Annotated in this window: 16 protein-coding genes; 8 read left to right on the forward strand and 8 right to left on the reverse strand. The window is 61.9% G+C overall.

Annotated features, from left to right (window positions below; translation table 11 throughout):
- Positions 1–9: 9 nt before the first annotated feature.
- From NKI63_RS16575 to NKI63_RS16595, 5 genes are all read right to left on the reverse strand, one after another.
- On the reverse strand, positions 10–1,149 hold the full coding sequence (locus NKI63_RS16575; protein ID WP_352822396.1) for an ABC transporter ATP-binding protein: 1,140 nt from the start codon (positions 1,147–1,149) through the stop codon (positions 10–12).
- Between the two features lie 74 nt (positions 1,150–1,223).
- Positions 1,224–2,321 (reverse strand): polyamine ABC transporter substrate-binding protein, encoded by a 1,098-nt coding sequence (locus tag NKI63_RS16580; protein ID WP_254819291.1) that lies wholly within the window; start codon positions 2,319–2,321, stop codon positions 1,224–1,226.
- A gap of 351 nt (positions 2,322–2,672) precedes the next feature.
- Positions 2,673–3,626 (reverse strand): DMT family transporter, encoded by a 954-nt coding sequence (locus NKI63_RS16585; protein ID WP_352739978.1) that lies wholly within the window; start codon positions 3,624–3,626, stop codon positions 2,673–2,675.
- Positions 3,627–3,894: 268 nt separating this feature from the next.
- The gene (locus NKI63_RS16590; RefSeq protein WP_352822401.1) at positions 3,895–4,665 is read right to left on the reverse strand and encodes a DUF2167 domain-containing protein; all 771 of its coding nucleotides are present in this window, start codon (positions 4,663–4,665) and stop codon (positions 3,895–3,897) included.
- A gap of 241 nt (positions 4,666–4,906) precedes the next feature.
- Entirely contained in the window at positions 4,907–6,358 is a 1,452-nt protein-coding gene (locus tag NKI63_RS16595; RefSeq protein WP_352822403.1) for a helix-turn-helix domain-containing protein, read from the reverse strand.
- 237 nt (positions 6,359–6,595) lie between these two features.
- Between NKI63_RS16595 and aceA the strand changes: the two genes are divergently transcribed.
- Both aceA and NKI63_RS16605 read left to right on the forward strand, forming a co-directional pair.
- A complete protein-coding gene (aceA, locus tag NKI63_RS16600) occupies positions 6,596–7,885 on the forward strand; it encodes an isocitrate lyase (protein ID WP_352822406.1) in 1,290 nt (429 codons plus the stop codon).
- 68 nt (positions 7,886–7,953) lie between these two features.
- Entirely contained in the window at positions 7,954–8,196 is a 243-nt protein-coding gene (locus NKI63_RS16605) for an SMc00767 family acetate metabolism repressor (protein WP_023719402.1), read from the forward strand.
- A 65-nt stretch (positions 8,197–8,261) separates the two neighbouring features.
- On the opposite strand, the gene NKI63_RS16610 is transcribed toward NKI63_RS16605, so the two are convergent.
- Positions 8,262–8,699, reverse strand: coding sequence for a RidA family protein (locus NKI63_RS16610; RefSeq protein WP_352822574.1), 438 nt, complete (start codon positions 8,697–8,699; stop codon positions 8,262–8,264).
- 454 nt (positions 8,700–9,153) lie between these two features.
- On the opposite strand from NKI63_RS16610, the gene NKI63_RS16615 reads away from it, so the two are divergent.
- Positions 9,154–9,543, forward strand: coding sequence for an ANTAR domain-containing protein (locus NKI63_RS16615; RefSeq protein ID WP_352822408.1), 390 nt, complete (start codon positions 9,154–9,156; stop codon positions 9,541–9,543).
- A 33-nt stretch (positions 9,544–9,576) separates the two neighbouring features.
- Here the strand turns inward: NKI63_RS16615 and NKI63_RS16620 are convergent, their stop codons facing one another.
- Positions 9,577–10,293: an HAD family hydrolase gene (locus NKI63_RS16620; RefSeq protein WP_352822410.1), complete on the reverse strand. Its 717-nt coding sequence runs from the start codon at positions 10,291–10,293 to the stop codon at positions 9,577–9,579.
- A 167-nt stretch (positions 10,294–10,460) separates the two neighbouring features.
- Between NKI63_RS16620 and NKI63_RS16625 the strand changes: the two genes are divergently transcribed.
- From NKI63_RS16625 to NKI63_RS16635, 3 genes are all read left to right on the forward strand, one after another.
- A complete protein-coding gene (locus tag NKI63_RS16625) occupies positions 10,461–11,894 on the forward strand; it encodes a glutamine synthetase family protein (RefSeq protein ID WP_352475854.1) in 1,434 nt (477 codons plus the stop codon).
- A gap of 140 nt (positions 11,895–12,034) precedes the next feature.
- Positions 12,035–13,321 (forward strand): NAD(P)/FAD-dependent oxidoreductase, encoded by a 1,287-nt coding sequence (locus NKI63_RS16630; RefSeq protein ID WP_352688454.1) that lies wholly within the window; start codon positions 12,035–12,037, stop codon positions 13,319–13,321.
- Positions 13,322–13,532: 211 nt separating this feature from the next.
- A complete protein-coding gene (locus NKI63_RS16635; RefSeq protein WP_352822412.1) occupies positions 13,533–14,384 on the forward strand; it encodes an SH3 domain-containing protein in 852 nt (283 codons plus the stop codon).
- A 63-nt stretch (positions 14,385–14,447) separates the two neighbouring features.
- Here the strand turns inward: NKI63_RS16635 and NKI63_RS16640 are convergent, their stop codons facing one another.
- Positions 14,448–15,194: an SDR family oxidoreductase gene (locus tag NKI63_RS16640; protein WP_352751537.1), complete on the reverse strand. Its 747-nt coding sequence runs from the start codon at positions 15,192–15,194 to the stop codon at positions 14,448–14,450.
- A gap of 273 nt (positions 15,195–15,467) precedes the next feature.
- Between NKI63_RS16640 and zwf the strand changes: the two genes are divergently transcribed.
- Both zwf and pgl read left to right on the forward strand, forming a co-directional pair.
- A complete protein-coding gene (gene zwf / locus NKI63_RS16645) occupies positions 15,468–16,937 on the forward strand; it encodes a glucose-6-phosphate dehydrogenase (protein ID WP_254819279.1) in 1,470 nt (489 codons plus the stop codon).
- Complete coding sequence (gene pgl / locus NKI63_RS16650; RefSeq protein WP_254819278.1) at positions 16,919–17,632, forward strand: 6-phosphogluconolactonase; 714 nt, start codon at positions 16,919–16,921, stop codon at positions 17,630–17,632. The genes zwf and pgl overlap by 19 nt, the downstream gene beginning before the upstream one ends.
- Positions 17,633–17,691: the final 59 nt, after the last annotated feature.

Consider the following 17,691-nt stretch of genomic DNA (forward strand, 5'->3'; position numbering starts at 1 on the left):
GATCAATTCCTACCGTGTCAGCACGACGCCGGCGTCAGGGCGGAAGGAAATCCAGGCGCGGTCGTTCCAGCTCAGCGGATCCTCGGTGAGGCGTGCCGCGTTCATGGTGCTTGCCCGCACCACCTGACCATCGTCCAGCCTGACGTGATAGACGGTCATGTCACCGAGATAGGCGATATCGTAGACCTCGCCCTGGATGGCATTGACGGCACCGGCGGGTTTCGTCGAGGACACCTTGATCTTCTCCGGCCTGATGGCGAAGGTAACGGATGTCCCGGCGGCGGCACTACCGGCGTTTTCAGTTCGGATGGTGATGCCGTTGCCGGCATCGATGCTTGCGCTGCCGGCCTCGCCAGCCGCGATCCTGCCGTCGAACATATTCACGTTGCCGACGAAGCCGGCGACGAAGCGCGAGCCCGGCGCTTCGTAGACCTCGGCCGGTGTCGCCACCTGCATCACCTCGCCCTTGTCGATGATGGCGATGCGGTCGGCCATCGTCATCGCCTCTTCCTGGTCATGGGTGACGACGACGAAGGTGAGGCCGAGATTCTGCTGCAGGTCCATCAGCTCAAACTGGGTTTCCTCGCGCAGCTTCTTGTCCAGCGCGCCAAGCGGCTCGTCGAGCAGCAAGACTTTCGGGCGCTTTGCCACCGAGCGCGCGAGCGCGACGCGCTGGCGCTGGCCGCCCGACAATTGGTGCGGTTTGCGCTTGGCGAACTGCTCGAGCTTGACCAGCTTCAGCATCTCGGCGACGCGCTTTTCGATATCGGCCTTGACCATGCCTTCCTGCTTGAGGCCGAACGCGATGTTGTTCTCGACCGTCATATGCGGAAACAAGGCGTAGGACTGGAACATCATGTTGACCGGCCGCCGGTAGGGCGGAACGCCGCGCAGATCCTGGCCATCGAGCAGGATGCGGCCGGCGGTCGGCTCCTCGAAGCCGGCAAGCATCCTGAGCAGCGTCGATTTCCCGCAGCCTGAGGCTCCAAGCAAGGCAAAGAATTCGCGTTCGAAGATGGTCAGCGACAGGTTGTTGACCGCCGTGAACTCACCGAATTTCTTGGTGACGTTGTCGAACTGGATGTATGGCTTGGCGTTCGGATCGTTCCATGGCGCGAAATCCCTGCGGATGCTGCCAAGCGATTTCATGTCCCACTCCGTCCTGCTGCTTGCCCCATGAGAAAGCGGGCCCGGCAGCCGGCTGCCGGGGCCTGGTCAGATTGTTATTGGCCAGTGACGATCTTGGTCCAGGTGCGGGTGATGATGCGCTGGGTCTTGGGATCGTAAGGCGAGACGGTGTAGAGCTTCTGCAAGGTGGCGGCGTCTGGATAGATCGCCGGATCTTCCAGGATCGCCTTGTCGATGAACTGCTGCGAAGCCTTGTTGCCGTTGGCGTAGAGCACATAGTTCGACGATTTGGCGATCACTTCGGGCTTCATCATGTAGTTCAGGAACTCATGCGCTTCGGCGACATGCTGCGCGTCGGCCGGGATCGCCATCTGGTCGAACCACATCTGCGCACCTTCCTTCGGCACGGAGTAGCCGATCTCGACGCCCTGCTTGGCTTCGTCGGCGCGGTTGCGGGCCTGGAAGACGTCACCCGACCAGCCAACCGCCAGGCAGATGTCGCCATTGGCAAGAGCGTTGATGTATTCGGACGAGTGGAACTTGCGGATATAGGGCCGGACCTTCAGCAATGTTTCTTCGGCCTTGGCGATCTCATCGGGCGATGTGCTGTTCGGGTCGAGGCCCAGATATTTCAATGCCGCCGGTATGATGTCGGCCGGCGAATCCAGCACATAGACGCCGCAGTCCTTCAATTTGGCCAGGCTTTCGGGATTGAAGAACACGTCCCAGCTGTCGATCTTGTCGGTGCCGAGCGCTGCCTGCACCTTCTTGATATTGTAGCCGATGCCGACAGTACCCCACATGTAGTTGATCGAATATTCGTTGCCGGGATCATATTTGGCGGTCCGTTCCATGACCGTGTCCCACATATTGGAAATGTTCGGCAGTTTCGACTTGTCGAGCTTCTGGAACACACCCGCCTGGATCTGGCGTGCAAGGAAATTGCCGCTCGGCACGACGACATCGTAGCCGCTGCCGCCGGCGAGCAGCTTCGTTTCCAGGATCTCGTTGGAATCGAAAGTGTCGTAGACGACCTTGATGCCGGTTTCCTTGGTGAAGTCGTCGATGATCGAACTGTCGATATAGTCCGACCAGTTGAACACGTTGACGACGCGATCCTCGGCATGCGCGCCTAGGGTGAAAACTGCCAGAAACGCCGAAGTCGCCGAAAGCCAGAGCGCTTTGCGGGTCATGCTATTCTCCTTTGATGAGTGTTCCGTCGCCAGCTCGTCGCGGCGTTCGCGCGGCTGGGCATTTGCTTCAGGGTATTGGGCTTGCAGGCAGGCGACAAGCGCGAATTGCCGGCGCCATTATGGTTCGGCGACGAGGCGACAGCGAAGACTTGGCGTGGCGTTGCTGGTGTTCCGGCGCCGTCGGAAGCTTTCGCTACGGCGCGGGCAGGGAGACGACGATGTTGTCCGGCCTCGATGCGGCCGGCATGGAGACTTGGCAAGATACGCCTGTCTTGTTGTTGCCTGATCGCAGCCTGCCCGCGCGGCCGCGACATTGTCAATGGTTCATCTCGCTTTGACGCGTGCGCTGCATCAATTAGGCGACGGCACACCGGTGACGCCCGCTCGCGCGGGCCGCGTCTGACGCTTGAATTCGAGCCCGATATGGACGAGCAGCGCGGTGACGACGACCGCACCGCCGAGGATGGTGCGCGCCGACGGCATCTCGGAATGGATGAGCCAGACCCAGATCGGGCCAAGGATCGGTTCGAACGTGCCGAGCAGCGCCGCGACGGCGGCCGGAACAAGCCGGGCGCCGGTGGCGAAGAAGGCGAGGCCGAGTCCCAGATTGATCACGCCAAAGGCAAAGAGAAAGCCCATGTCGTGGCTCGAGACGCCGAGGGCCGACGCTTGCGATGCCGCAAAGGCGGCCGCCAGCATCGTGCCGAGGCAAGTCGCCGGGGTCATGCGCACATGGGCAAAGCGGCGCGTGATGACGGTGGCGACCGAGAACATGACGGCGATGAGCAGCGCCAGCCCGTCACCGATCGGCGATACCGCGCCATCGAGCGATTCCGACACCATGATGGCGACGCCGGCAATGACGGCGGCAATCGCCAACCAGGTCGCCACCGCCACCCGTTCACGAAACAGCGCCCAGGCAAACAGCGCCGCCAGAAGCGGCACGCCGGCCTGCATCAACAGGATGTTGGCGACGGTGGTATAGGCAAGCGCGACGACGAAAGAGGTCGACGCCGTGGCGAAGCAGAACGCCACCGCAAGGCCGGCCAGGCCCATGCCACGAAACAGCTTCAGCGTGCCACGCCAGCCGTCGCGCCAGACCATGAAGCAGAGCAGGAAGGCAGCGGCCCAAACTGAGCGCCAGAACACCACCGTCCAGCTGTCAGTGTTGTCGATGAAGCGCGCAATTGTGCCGCCAAAACTCCACATCAGCGCCGACAGGAATACCAGCAGGAAACCGACGCGTTCCCCTTGCGGCGACACGATCGGCGAGGCGGCAACCGGAGATGATGCGGTATCGGTCATGGGTGCGACTGTCGGCGAATTCGGAGCAGCACGACGGGCAATGGACGACAGAGACGTGCCTCATTCGCGTAACGCAAAGCAGAAGGCCGGGCGTGATCCAGTTCAATGTTCCGTTTGGCGCACTGATGAGGGCGCCTCGCCCTCGCCCGGCGATGATCCGAGGCGACCTGTCGACGATCGCTTTAGGACGTGCCCCTGTTGCCGCGGATAAAGCGCCAGAGACCGGCCAGCGGAACCAGCAGGAGCAGGCCAAACTTTTTCAGCGCGATCAGCGCCACGACAGAAAACCTGCTTTCGCCGCCAGCTTTCCGGCAATCAGGCCACCGACGCCAATCGCCGCAACCGTATCGACGCCCGGCACGAAATCGGCGTATGTCTTGCCGGTGTTGAAGTCCGCGAGGCCAAGCACTTCATCCAGGCTTTGCCTTATCTCCGGCAATTGTTCCACCGTCGCGATATAGCTCATCACGAAGACGCCCTCCCTGCCAAGGAAACGGACGTCGTAGTTGAGCGTATGGGCGGCATCGTTCCCAAATTGCAGCTCCTTGGCCCAGTGCAGGCGTTTGTGGGCCGCGTCATAAACCGGCGGCGACGCCCAGCCGATCAGCGTAATGGGCGCGTAGCCGTCCTTTACCCTCTGATCGTTGCCGGACAGAGTGTCTGACTGCATGTTGCGCAGCAGTTCATTGTAATCGATGGACGCGGCGTCACTGTCGTCGACGTAACCAATCTTTTCCCAGCGCAGCTCTATCCCCCAATTGTTATCGGCAATGGGATCATGGGAGACTGGAAAGATCATGCCGAGGGCATCGGAACCAGAGTCGGGCGGATTGCCCCAGGCTTCGGTGAGGACGGAGAGCGTGTCCTTCTTGTCCAGAAAATAGAACTTGTCCTTGAGATCGAGATGGATGCCTTCGGCAAGATTTATCGCGCCGGTCTTCGGATCGATCTTGTCCAGGAACGCCTTGCCGGCATCATTATACTGTTGATAGGACTTGAAGAAATCCGAGGACTTTTCAGCCAATGCGGGATCGGCCACCGAAAACGCGAGCGCCAAGCCAAGCCAAAAAACTGTCCTGCCCATCATTGATCCCCCGACCGTTGCGCAGTTCTTTTTTTTGATACCGTACTGTCAATGTTGAATCAATATTCGGCTGAATCAATATTTTTGCTGAACCAATATTTTGGCCGGCAGCTGCGAACCAGCTTACTGGTTGCCGCCGCAGGAACAGATGAGGTTCTTCGGTCGAAGATTCAGCCGCAATATTGCTGGAGCCGGATCACTGAAAATCGAATGCCGACAGCCCCGTCACCATCTCATCGAGGCCGAGCGGGCGTGTAACGGGTGGCTCGGCGCGGGCGAGGCAGCCGATGCGCTCGCACAGCCGGCAGGCAGGGCCAACCGGCGTCGCCGTCGCCGTGGCGCTCTGTCCGGTCTTGCCGATGGCGCCGGGCCTCGGCAACGCCGCTCCATAGACGACCTCGTCGCTAAAACCGATGTCGCAGCCGAGCAGCAGCGCGGTGCGGCGCGGCCGCTCGGCAAACGAGCCCTGCGGCCCCTCGAGCGTGCGGGCAATGCAGAGAAACGCTGCGCCGTCGGGCATTTCCACCGCCTCGACCAGGATCTGGCCGGGCTGGGCGAAGGCGGCATGGACCGGCAGCCTCGGACAACCGCCGCCGAAGCGGCTTTGCGGAAAGCCGTGGCTGCCCGCCTTGCGGAAGCGATTGCCGGCACTGTCGACCTCGAGCATGAAGAACGGCACACCTGACGCCCCCGGCCGCTGCAGCGTGGCCAGCCGGTTCGCCGCCTGCTCGAACGAAACGCCGAAGCGCGACCGCAACATGTCGATGTCGTAGCGGGTGCGGACCGCAGCGGCGTGGAAAGGCTGATAGGGCATCATCAGAGCGTGCGCGGCATAGCGGCCGAGCTCGAAACGCGCCAGCCGGCGGGCCTCGTCCGTGGTCAGCTTCAGCGCCTGGATCTCAGCGGCGACAGCGACGCTCATCCGGATCAGACAGGCCTCCATAGCCACCTCGCGCAGCTGATCGAATGGCGACAGGCGCTCGGACAGGAACAGGCGTTGCGAGTGACGGTCATAGCGACGGCGCCAGTTGGGCATGGTGGCGACCGGCAGTACCTTGACGACGATGCCGAATTCACGCCGCAGCCAAGCCTTCAACGCACTGAACAGATCGTCGCCGGGATCGAGCACCGACGTGAATGCCTCGGCTTCCTCTTCGAGCGCGGCAAAATGATTCGGCCGGCGTTCGAAAATCTCATGCACCTCGTCGATCGGCAGCCGGGCACCGGAGAGTGCGGTGGCCTTGCCCTCGCGCGCGAGCAGCTCGTTGAGATCCGATAATCGCTTGGCCTGCTCGCGATAGGCGCGAAACAGTTTTATCACAGCGGCGGAAGCGTTGGGCGCCGCCTCGGCAAGCTCGATGAGTTCCTGGTCGCCCGGCAGTTCACCGGCCAGCAGCGGATCTGAAAACACTTCCTTCAAATCGGCCACCGACCCCCTCGCCTCGCCTTGCAGTTCGTGCGGGTCGACCTTGTAGACGGATGCCAGCCTCAGGATCAGTTGCACTGTCAGCGGCCGCTGGTTGCGCTCGATGAGATTGAGATAGGACGGCGAGATGCCGAGCCCTTCGGCCATCGCCGTCTGGGTTAGCCCTTTGGCGTTCCGGATGCGACGAATGCGCGGCCCGGCGAAGATTTTATGGTCGGCCAATCGACTGCCCTTGACAGAAATTTACATCCGCCGATGGCATGGCGGCCTTTACAATCATGACAGATTTACAGCTCTCATTAGTCAAACACAACACAGGTTTTCCCTTATTTTCTGGCTGGTCTGGAGGTTTACCTCGCTTGCGTCGTGCCGGCGTGTAAATGATGTCACACATGGCGCACACATTTTCCCTCTGCGACGCTATCCGAAAACCGGCATCAAACCCGCCTGGAGTGACCAATGACCGACTTTTACAACCTTGTCCCGTCGGCGCCGCAAGGCCGCTTTGATGGCATCGAACGGCCCTATTCGCCGGAGGAGGTGAAGCGGCTGCGCGGCTCGGTGCAGATCCGGCAGAGCCTCGCCGAAATGGGGGCAAACCGGCTGTGGCAGCTCATCCATGAAGAGGATTTCGTCAACGCGCTGGGTGCCATGTCGGGCAACCAAGCGATGCAGCAGGTGCGGGCCGGGCTGAAGGCGATCTATCTGTCGGGATGGCAGGTCGCCGCAGATGCCAACACCGCTTCCGCCATGTACCCGGACCAGTCGCTCTATCCCGCCAATGCGGCGCCCGAACTGGTCAAGCGCATCAACCGCACCCTGCAGCGCGCCGACCAGATCGAGACTTCCGAAGGCAAGGGCCTGTCGGTCGACACCTGGTTCGCGCCGATCGTCGCCGATGCGGAAGCCGGCTTCGGCGGGCCGCTCAACGCCTTCGAGATCATGAAGGCATTCATCGAGGCGGGTGCGGCCGGCGTCCATTACGAGGACCAGCTGGCTTCGGAGAAGAAATGCGGCCATCTCGGCGGCAAGGTGCTGATCCCAACCGCCGCACACATCCGCAATCTCAACGCGGCGCGCCTTGCCGCCGACGTCATGGGCACGCCGACACTGGTCGTGGCGCGCACCGACGCGGAAGCGGCAAAGCTCCTGACCTCCGACATCGACGAACGCGACCGGCCCTTCGTCGATTATGGCGCCGGCCGTACGGCGGAGGGCTTCTACCATGTCAGCAACGGCATCGAGCCCTGCATCGCCCGTGCCGTCGCCTATGCGCCCTATGCGGACCTGATCTGGTGCGAGACCTCCAGGCCCGATCTGGGGCAGGCCAGGACGTTTGCCGAGGGCGTGCGCAAGCATCATCCAGGCAAGCTGCTTGCCTATAATTGCTCGCCGTCTTTCAACTGGAAGAAGAATCTCGATGACGCGACGATTGCGAAGTTCCAGAAGGAACTCGGCGCCATGGGTTACAAGTTCCAGTTCATTACGCTGGCCGGTTTCCACCAGCTCAATTTCGGCATGTTCGAGCTCGCCCGCGGCTACAAGGAGCGGCAGATGGCAGCCTATTCGGAACTGCAGGAGGCGGAATTCGCCGCGGAAGCCTATGGCTACACCGCCACCAAGCACCAGCGCGAGGTCGGCACCGGCTATTTCGACGCCGTCTCGATGGCGATCACCGGTGGCCAGTCTTCGACCACGGCCATGCATGGATCGACCGAGCACGCCCAATTCAGGCCGGCGGCGGAATAGCAGACAAACAGAGGAACGCCCAAACGGCATGGCAACACAACAGGCATGGCAACACAGGGAGAAGACCAATGGCATCGATAAGCCGCGTCAAGGAACGGGCCGAAGAGCAGGCCACCAGCATGAATGTCGACCAGCAGGCGACCATCCGAATGCTGGCGAACGATCTGCACAGGCTCAATCAGTCGGTAATGAAGGCGGTCGAGGCCGGCGTCTCGGTCGAACTGGTGCGCTCGGCACGGCACCATGGCGGCGACGGCAACTGGGGCGACCTGCTGATCCCGGTCATCGTCACGCAACGGAGCCACGACTGATGAATTCTACCGCACCGCGCCTTTTGTGAGCGCATGTTATCGCACCCCGCACGCCGCGGCTCTGCCTAGTCCGGCAGAGCCCCTAGTGCAACGATTTCAATGACAAGATCAGGCTGCGCAAGTGCTGCAACGCCGATACCTTCCGAGGGCGGCGGGTTGTTGTAGCTGCAGTGCTTCGGGCAGTGCTCGGCAAAGAATTCGTCCAGGACGTCCAGGCGAAAATTGGGAGAGCTCAGAACGCCGCCATCGGGACATGGCCCCTTAACAAAGAAGGTCAGTCTGATGAGATGGTCGAGCGCAGTACCAAGCTCTTCCAGGTCTGATTTGATGTTGGTGAGAATTTCGCGCCACTGCGCGGCCGCACCGCCGACGGCGCCGCCGCCGCTTTTGCCGATCGGATCGTAGTCCTCGACGGTCGCGGTGTTTCCGGAAAGGTAGACAAACCCCTTTGCGCCGGTAACGACCGTACCCTTTCCCCACGGCTCAACCGGCCATTTTTGAATTTCTTGTGAGTCACGAGTTCCATTGTCATCTCCCGTCGATCAAAGAGACGTGCTTAGCCAACGAGGAAGGGTAGTCCGCCGAGACGATACGACAAGCTCGCGACAGACCTGCCTCGCCTTCATCCCAACCTTTCGTCAACCCGGCTACGGCTGCGAGTTGGTGCGTTCGCGCTGCAAAGCTAAAGTTCACTGGAGTCTGCCCCGTTGTGGTGGCAACTTCTCCTCCGGGCGGCGGCAAAGAAAGCACTTAATTTTAATTTTAATGTTTCTTGCGATATTCTCCTGATATGCCATTTGAGCTTGACATGAGCAGTGATCTCACGCCAATTAACTCTCGAGTTTCAACCCTGCATTGAAATGTTGAACAACGGCCTGCCCCGCCATGTGCCCAGCGAATCGCGATATCGAGCCTGCAAAACAGCCGCCTTTCGCTAGCCGAGACTTGGAGACAGGGATGCTCCCGGATTTCTCGCGGGTGCTGGTGGTCGGAAAATCACCGATCAACCGCGTCGTGGTTTCAAAAATCGTGGAGCGGTCCGGCCTCAAACCGATCTCGGAAACTCCCGAAACCGCGGCAAAGGCCTTGCACGCGCTGATACCCGGGACTGTCGTTCTCGACGGCGGCGCGGAGAACGGGGACTGCGACGCCTTGCTGTCGGGTATCGATGCACTGCGAAGGGCGTCAGGCAGATCGCTTCCGTCGGTGATCCTGCTTTCAGTCAAGACCGGCACTCCGGAGAGCCTGGGCCTGTCGAGCGTCGTCGATGCGGTGGTCGTCAAGCCGATCACCACCGAACGGCTGCAGCCGGTGATTGACCGGCTGGTCGGGGTCGGCCGCAACTGACCTCTACGGCGACGCGCCGACCGCAGACCTGGATCAATCAATCTCGCCGATACGCTCGATCAGGCCTGGCAGTTCACCGAGATTGGCTATCTGGCGAAAGCGCGGTGCTGAGACCGGCGGCTCGACATGCTCCAGCACCCAGGTCAGTTCATGCGGCACGTGGATGCCCCAACTGCCGGCTTCGATGGCCGGCACGACGTCCGATTTGAGCGAGTTGCCGACCATCATGCCCTTTTCCGGGCCATCGCCGTGGCGGCTGAAGATGCGGCTATAGGTGGCAGCGCTCTTGTCGCTGACGATTTCGACCGCGTGGAACAGCTCTCCCAGTCCGGATTGCGCCAGCTTGCGTTCCTGGTCGAACAGGTCGCCCTTGGTGATCAGCACCAGGCGGTAGGCGCCGGCCAGCTTTTCCACGGTCTCGCGCGCATGCGGAAGCGGCTCGATCGGATGGCTGAGCATCTCGCGGCCCGCGTAGAGAATTTCGGCGATCGTTGAGGCCGGCACCTGGCCCTCGGTGACCTCGATAGCCGTCTCGATCATCGACAGCGTAAATCCCTTGATGCCGAAGCCGTAGACCGCGAGGTTGCGCTTCTCGGCCTCCAACAACCTTGCTGAAATCCGGTCCTCCTCGGCGTGATCGGCGAGCAGTGCGGCAAAGCGCTTCTCGGTCATGCGGAAGAACTGTTCATTCTGCCACAGCGTGTCATCGGCGTCGAAGCCGATCGTCGTCAGTTTGCGGCTGTGTTGCATGTGGCCCATTAATTGCAGCGTTGCGGGAGGCCGACCCTAGACCAGGAAGCTTTCATCCGGAAGTCGTTGTGTTTCCCCGATTATCGAGGCGCACGCCCGCCGGCTCCCCTTCCCTTCCGTCGTCGGCAACGGCTATACTCCACAATCTGCAACAAATCTGGTGATTGATGCCGCCTGCAAAAAAGGAAGTCCGTCCGTCGAGCCGCGGAGGACGTGCCCGCACGCCTGCCTTCGTGAAAAACCAACGTGGCGTCAAGAACTGGAAGGAAGTCAGCGCCTGGCTGGAATGGCGCGGCATCGAAGACATCGAATGCATCACGCCCGACCAGGCCGGGGTTGCGCGCGGCAAGATGATGCCATCGAAGAAATTCACCTCCAATACCTCGCTGGCACTGCCTTCGGCGGTGTTCATGACGACGATTTCCGGCGGCTATCCGGAGGACGGCAATGGCTTCCACTATCCGGAAGACGATGGCGACCTCAAGCTGATGCCTGACCTCTCGACGCTGACCGTGGTGCCGTGGGAGGAGGACCCGACGGCGGCGGTTATCTGCGACCTCGTCCACCAGGACGGCCGCTCGGTCGAGTTCACGCCGCGCAACGTGCTGAAGCGCGTGCTCGCCGCTTATGACAGACGCGGGCTGAGACCGGTCGTGGCGCCTGAGATCGAGTTCTACCTGGTGCGCAAGAACCCCGATCCGGACTACCCGCTCACCCCGCCTGTCGGGCGCTCCGGGCGGCCGATCGGCGGCGGCGCTGGCTATTCGATCGCCGGGGTCAACGAATTCGACGAACTGATCGACGACATCTATCATTTCTCCGAAAGCCAAGGGCTGGAGATCGACACGCTGATCCACGAGGAGGGCGCCGGCCAGCTCGAAATCAATCTGCGTCACGGCGATCCGATCGAGCTCGCCGACCAGGTGTTCATGTTCAAGCGCACAATCCGCGAGGCGGCGCTGAAGCACGAAATCTACGCCACCTTCATGGCCAAGCCGATCCAGGGCCAGCCCGGTTCCGCCATGCATATCCATCAGTCGATCATCGACAAGAAGACCGGCAAGAACGTCTTTTCGGCGGAGGACGGCTCGGAGACCGACGCCTTCTTCCACTTCATCGGCGGCATGCAGAAACATGTGCCGAACGCGCTGGTGATGTTTGCGCCCTACGTCAATTCCTACCGGCGGCTGACGCAGTCGGCCTCGGCGCCGGTCAACAACAAATGGGGCTACGACAACCGCACCACGGCCTTCCGCGTGCCCCGCTCCGACCCGGCGGCGCGGCGCGTCGAAAACCGCATCCCCTCCTCTGACGCCAACCCCTATCTGGCGCTGGCGGCATCGCTCGCCTGCGGGCTGATCGGCATGACCAACAAGATCCAGGCCGAGCCGCCGGTTCTGACGACCGCCAACGAGGACCAGATCGACCTGCCGCGCAGCCTGCTCGAAGCCGTCGACCTGTTCGAGGCCGACGAGGAACTCTGCGCCCTGCTCGGCAAATCCTTCGCAGCGACCTATGCGGCGATCAAGCGAGCGGAATTCGAGACCTTCATGGAAGTGATCAGCCCGTGGGAGAGGGAGTATTTGCTGCTGAATGTGTGAGTAGTGAGTAGTCATTAGTGAGTAGTGAACGGGGCTGGATCGCACCAAGACCGTTACTGTCCGTTCCTATTCACCAACTACTACTCATTACTCACTATTTCTCTCCGCCTCTGCAAAAATCTCCGAGTCTTGGCTGCATCATGCCCTACCAATCCCCAATCTCCCCCGGCCGCTCCTGGTACGAAGACACCGCCGGGCCAAGGCCCGAATATCCGGCGCTCGACGGCGACCGGACATGCGATATGGTGATCGTCGGCGGCGGCTTTACCGGCCTGTCGGCGGCGGCTCACCTAGCCAAGACAGGCTCAGATGTCGTGCTTATCGAAACGCATCGTTTCGGTGATGGCGCATCGGGCCGCAATGGTGGCCAGCTCGGCACCGGACAGCGGGCCTGGGCAGAGGAGCTGGAAGCGGAATACGGCTTTCCCCGCGCCAAGGCGCTGTTCGACCTGGCCGAAGAGGCCAAGGCGCATCTGCTCGACTTCGCCGCGGTGAACCAGATCGAGATCGACTATATGCCCGGCCAAATGTCGGTGGCGCACAAGAAGCGCTATGTCGACGACTACAAGGCTCATGCCGAGATCATGGCAAACCGGTTCGGTTATCCGCACATCTCATTCATGGATGCCGCGGAGACTGCCGAGCGGCTCGGCTCGACGCATTATTTCGGCGGCACCCGCGATACCGGCACCGGCCACATCCATCCGCTGAAGCTGGTGATCGGCACCGCGAAAGTCGCGACGCAGGCCGGCGCAAAGCTTTTCGAGCAGACGCCGTCGACCGGCATCACCTCCGGCGGCGGCAAGGTCAGGGTTGCGACGCCGAAGGGCACGATCACCGCCGCTAAATGCCTGATCGGGGTCAACGCCTATGGCGGCACGCTCGAACCGGTGAGTGCCGCGCATATCATGCCGATCGGCTCCTTCATCGGTGCAACGGTGCCGCTGGGAGCCGATTCCAAAGTGTTGCCGGGTGGCGAGGCGGTCGACGATTCGCGCTTCGTCGTGCGCTATTTCCGCAAATCGAAGGATGGGCGGCTGCTGTTTGGCGGACGCGAAATCTACGCGGTCAACGATCCCAAGGACATCCACATCCACATCCGCCGGCAGATCGCCGAGATCTATCCGTCATTGAAGGACGTCGAGATCACCCATGGCTGGGGCGGCTATGTCGGCATCACCGTGCCGAGAAAGCCGTTCGTGCGCGAAGTGATGCCCAATGTGATCTCGATCGGCGGTTATTCCGGCCATGGCGTCATGCTGTCGAACTTTTTCGGCAAGCTTTATGCGGAGACGGTCGCCGGCAACCGCGACCGGCTGAAGCTGATCGAGGACCTGAAAATTCCTCCCTTCCCCGGCGGCCGGCGTTTGCGCGCGCCATTGCTCTTTCTTGCGCTCAACTGGTACGCGTTGCGGGACAGGATTTAACCAGACGTTGCAGAATCCTTAACCTGGGCGCAGAATTCCCGCCAAGGGCGCAGTGATGCCACAATCGCGGGCGAAAGATGATGCTCGTGGGCAGCTGAACGGGGAATTTTGCGGGCTTGCCCGCTTTTGGTTTGGGACCGATGCCGATCGAAATGCCGGCTCTCCGGCAAGGGGTCGTAAGAACATCGGCCCGCAAATGGAGGTGGCAAGAGTGAAAGAGCCCTTCAGTTTCGGCGCGCCGGAACGACGGCGCCTTGCGATGCAATTCGGTTACGATATGCGGCCGACGTTCTGGCATGGGGTCCGGTCGAACGCGCATCTGGTAATCGCCGCGCTTGGCACGGCCGCACTGCTCGGCGTTGCCGCGGTGGCACTGTGGCTGGCATTGCCGGCAAATGAGCGACAAGCGGCCGCAAGCCCTGGGCAGATCGTTCCGACCATCCCGGTCAAGACGACGAAGATCATGCCTGCCAAGGTCGCTGCGGCGCCGCGGACGACGGGCAAGGCAGATGCGGTTTCCCCGGCGGTTCCCGCGGCGGAAGCCGAGATACCGGCGCTGGCTCCCAATGATCCGCGCTGGACGGGGCCAAAGACGGCATCGGCCGCCGCCACGGCAGCATCCGACCAACTGGCAAGCCAGACCGAGCAGGCGGCCGATAAATCGTCCGCCGCGGTGGCGTTTGCTGACCCGGCAGCGAAGCCCGACGCTGCGGCACTGTTTGCCAAAGTGGCGGCTCCCGGCAGCTCGACGAAAAACACAGGGCCTGACGGTGCTCAGACCGCCGCCATCCCCACACCCAAGCCGCAACTGCCGGCGGCGCAGTCCGCGAGTGAGGACGGCGACGGTACCAAGGCAAAATCCGGAAAAGCCAATACTGCGGGTACCGGACGCATCCTGAGATCCGTCACCATGCGGATCGGCCCGAAGAAGAATGCTGCCGCCATTCTCACCGTGCCTGCCAAGACCTCGGTGCAGGTGATGAGCTGCAAGCAATGGTGCCAGATCGTCTACAACGGTAAGCGCGGCTGGGTGTACAAGAGCTACGTCAAAACCGGGGCGTAAGGCCGGCACAGCGATCGCGGGTGGCTCGCCATCAGCCAGTCCTGCGCCTGAGGACCCGGCCGTTCAAATACAACGTCCGCCGTCGACTTCCAGCGCCACGCCAGTGATGAAAGCCGCTTCGTCCGAAGCAAGCCAAAGCGCGGCATTGGCAATATCGAGCGGCGTCGAAAGCCGGCCGAGCGGGATGGATGCGCGGAACTTCTCGCGGATCTCGGGTGTGTCGGCGCCCATGAATTTCGCGAGCATGCCGGTCTCGCCGGCAACTGGGCAGAGGCAGTTGACGCGGATGTTCTTCGGCGCGAGTTCCACCGCCATCGATTTGGTCGCGGTGATCGCCCAGCCCTTCGATGCGTTGTACCAGGTGAGGCCAGGCCGCGGCCTGATACCGGCCGTGGAGGCCGTCGTCAGGATGACGCCACCGCCTTGCCGTTCCATGACCGGCACCACGGCAAGCGCTGCGTGGTAGATCGCCTTCATGTTGACAGCTGTGATCAGGTCGAAGGTCGCTTCGTCGACTTCCAGCATTTCACCGTTGCGATGGGTGTAACCGGCATTGTTGACTATGATGTCGATGCGGCCGAAGGCGCTCATTGCGGCATGGACCATGTCGTCGAATTCGGACCGCAGCGAGACGTCGGTTTGGGTCCAGATCGCCTTTTCGCCGATCTCGCCGGCAACGCGCTCCGCGCCCTTGGCGTTCAGATCGGCGACGACTACCCGCGCGCCCTCCTCGGCAAAGCGCCTGGCCATGCCCTCGCCAAAGCCCGAGGCAGCGCCGGTGATGATGGCGACTTTGTTTTGCAGGCGCATGCTTTTCTCACTCATCGTTGAAGGCGATCGACGACGCCTTTGGCCAAGCCATCGAAAGATGTGTGTCCATCGCCGATTTCTCCTTTGGCTTTCGCTGCCATCCGGCACTATGCTGCACCTGCGAAGGTTCCGGAAGCATCGCTTGCCGACAAGCCTCCGGCTAGCGCCCCGTGTCAAGAGCACACGCGGATGTGACGCAATGGCACTGGCAAGTTTAAATCGATTAGATTATATCAGCCGCGTTATCGCGACCGGCGTCACAGCGGACAGACCATGACCAGCCAGATCATTCCCGTCGACCCCTTCGACTTCATCATTTTCGGCGGCACCGGCGACCTGTCGGAACGTAAGCTTCTGCCGTCGCTGTACCACCGGCAGCGCGACCACCAGTTTTCCGAGCCGACGCGCATCATCGGCACATCACGTTCGAAGATGACCGACGAGGAATTCCAGTCGTTCGCCAGGCAGGCGATTGCCGATCATGTGAAACCGGAGGATATCGACGCCACGGAACTGAAGACGTTCCTCGCGCGGCTCTCCTATGTCCCGGCAGATGCAACCACAGGTGCCGGCTTCGACAGGCTGAAGAAGGCGATCGGCGACAGCGAACACATCCGCGCTTTCTATCTGGCGGTGGCGCCGGCGCTGTTCGGCGACATCTCGCACAAGCTGAAGGAGCACGGGCTGATCACGCCGAATTCGCGCATCGTGCTGGAAAAGCCGATCGGCCGCGATCTCGCTTCGGCGCGCGCGCTCAACGACCTGGTCGGCGACGACTTCCATGAAAGCCAGATTTTCCGCATCGACCACTATCTCGGCAAGGAGACGGTTCAGAATTTGATGGCGCTGCGCTTTGCCAACGCGCTCTACGAGCCGCTTTGGAATTCCGCCAATGTCGATCATGTGCAGATCACCGTGGCCGAAACGGTCGGCCTGGAAGACCGCGTCACCTATTACGACAAGGCCGGCGCATTGCGCGACATGGTGCAGAACCACATGCTGCAGCTGCTCTGCCTGGTCGCGATGGAGGCGCCGTCGTCGATGGACGCCGATGCTGTCCGTGACGAAAAGCTGAAGGTGCTGCGGGCGCTGAAGCGCATCAACGGCAACGAAGCGCCGAAGCACACGGTGCGCGGGCAATACCGTGCCGGCGCCTCGGCCGGCGGGCCGGTGAAAGGCTATGTCGAGGAACTCGGCAAGAACAGCAACACCGAGACTTTCGTTGCGCTCAAGGCCGAGATCGGCAACTGGCGCTGGGCGGGCGTGCCGTTCTACCTCCGAACCGGCAAGCGGCTTGCGACCCGCGTTTCGGAGATCGTCATCGAATTCAAGCCGATCCCGCACTCGATCTTCGGCGAGAGCGCCGGGCCGATCTCCGCCAACCAGCTGGTCATCAGGCTGCAGCCCGACGAAGGCGTCAAGCAGTTCATCATGATCAAGGATCCGGGGCCGGGCGGCATGCGGCTGCGCCAGATCCCGCTCGACATGAGTTTTGCGCAATCCTTCGACGGCCGCGCCCCCGATGCCTATGAGCGGCTGATCATGGACGTCATCCGTGGCAACCAGACGCTGTTCATGCGCCGCGACGAGGTCGAGGCGGCGTGGAAATGGATCGACCCGATCCAGGACGCCTGGGAAAGCGGCAGGCAAGAGGCGCAAGGCTACACCGCCGGCACGTGGGGCCCCTCGGCCTCGATTGCGCTGATCGAACGCGACGGGCGGACATGGCACGAGAGCAATTAGGCGGCGCCTACAACTGGCACGAATTTGCCGGACGCCAGGAGCTGGCGACAGCGCTTGCCGGCCACGTCGCCGGCCGTCTGTCAAAGGCGATCGCCGAGCGCGGCACGGCACTGCTCGCGGTCTCGGGCGGCACGACGCCGGCGAAATTCTTCGCGGCGCTTTCGACCGTTCCGATCGCCTGGGAAAAGGTGACGATAACATTGGTCGACGAGCGCTTCGTGCCGCCCTCATCGCCGCGCTCCAATGCCGGCCTGGTTGCCGCCAACCTGCTGCAGAACGCGGCCGCGGCCGCGAATTTCGTGCCGCTCTACCGCGCCGCGGCAAGTATCGAGGGTGCAGCGGTCTCCGACGGTGAGGCGCTGCAAGTGCTGCCCTGGCCACTCGACGTCGTTGTGCTCGGCATGGGAACTGATGGCCACACCGCCTCGTTCTTTCCGGATGCCGACAACCTGGCAAGATTGCTCGATCCGTCGTCGCAAAGGATCGTGCTTCCGGTTCACGCGGCAAGCGCCGGCGAGCCACGGCTGACGCTGTCATTGGCGCGGATCATCAATGCCGCCTTCATCGCGCTGCATATCGAGGGCGCGGAAAAACGCACCGCATTCGAGGCCGCGCTTGGAACTGGAACACGAAAGCCCATTCGCGCCGTGCTCGATGCCACTCAAAAGCCCGTAGAGGTTTTCTGGGCACCCTGATCTCAACTTGGCTGCAGGTCCCGGCAACAGCCGGAAGGTATTTGCGGGACCTCGCCTGA

Source organism: Mesorhizobium sp. M0410, from assembly GCF_040321435.1.
Lineage (GTDB): Bacteria > Pseudomonadota > Alphaproteobacteria > Rhizobiales > Rhizobiaceae > Mesorhizobium.

Coding starts and splice junctions, on each gene's coding strand:
- NKI63_RS16575 (WP_352822396.1), bottom strand. CDS start 1,149: ATGAAATCGCTTGGCAGCATCCGCAGGGATTTCGCGCCATGGAACGAT.
- NKI63_RS16580 (WP_254819291.1), bottom strand. CDS start 2,321: ATGACCCGCAAAGCGCTCTGGCTTTCGGCGACTTCGGCGTTTCTGGCA.
- NKI63_RS16585 (WP_352739978.1), bottom strand. CDS start 3,626: ATGACCGATACCGCATCATCTCCGGTTGCCGCCTCGCCGATCGTGTCG.
- aceA (WP_352822406.1), top strand. CDS start 6,596: ATGACCGACTTTTACAACCTTGTCCCGTCGGCGCCGCAAGGCCGCTTT.
- NKI63_RS16605 (WP_023719402.1), top strand. CDS start 7,954: ATGGCATCGATAAGCCGCGTCAAGGAACGGGCCGAAGAGCAGGCCACC.
- NKI63_RS16615 (WP_352822408.1), top strand. CDS start 9,154: ATGCTCCCGGATTTCTCGCGGGTGCTGGTGGTCGGAAAATCACCGATC.
- NKI63_RS16620 (WP_352822410.1), bottom strand. CDS start 10,293: ATGCAACACAGCCGCAAACTGACGACGATCGGCTTCGACGCCGATGAC.
- NKI63_RS16625 (WP_352475854.1), top strand. CDS start 10,461: ATGCCGCCTGCAAAAAAGGAAGTCCGTCCGTCGAGCCGCGGAGGACGT.
- NKI63_RS16630 (WP_352688454.1), top strand. CDS start 12,035: ATGCCCTACCAATCCCCAATCTCCCCCGGCCGCTCCTGGTACGAAGAC.
- NKI63_RS16640 (WP_352751537.1), bottom strand. CDS start 15,194: ATGCGCCTGCAAAACAAAGTCGCCATCATCACCGGCGCTGCCTCGGGC.
- zwf (WP_254819279.1), top strand. CDS start 15,468: ATGACCAGCCAGATCATTCCCGTCGACCCCTTCGACTTCATCATTTTC.
- pgl (WP_254819278.1), top strand. CDS start 16,919: ATGGCACGAGAGCAATTAGGCGGCGCCTACAACTGGCACGAATTTGCC.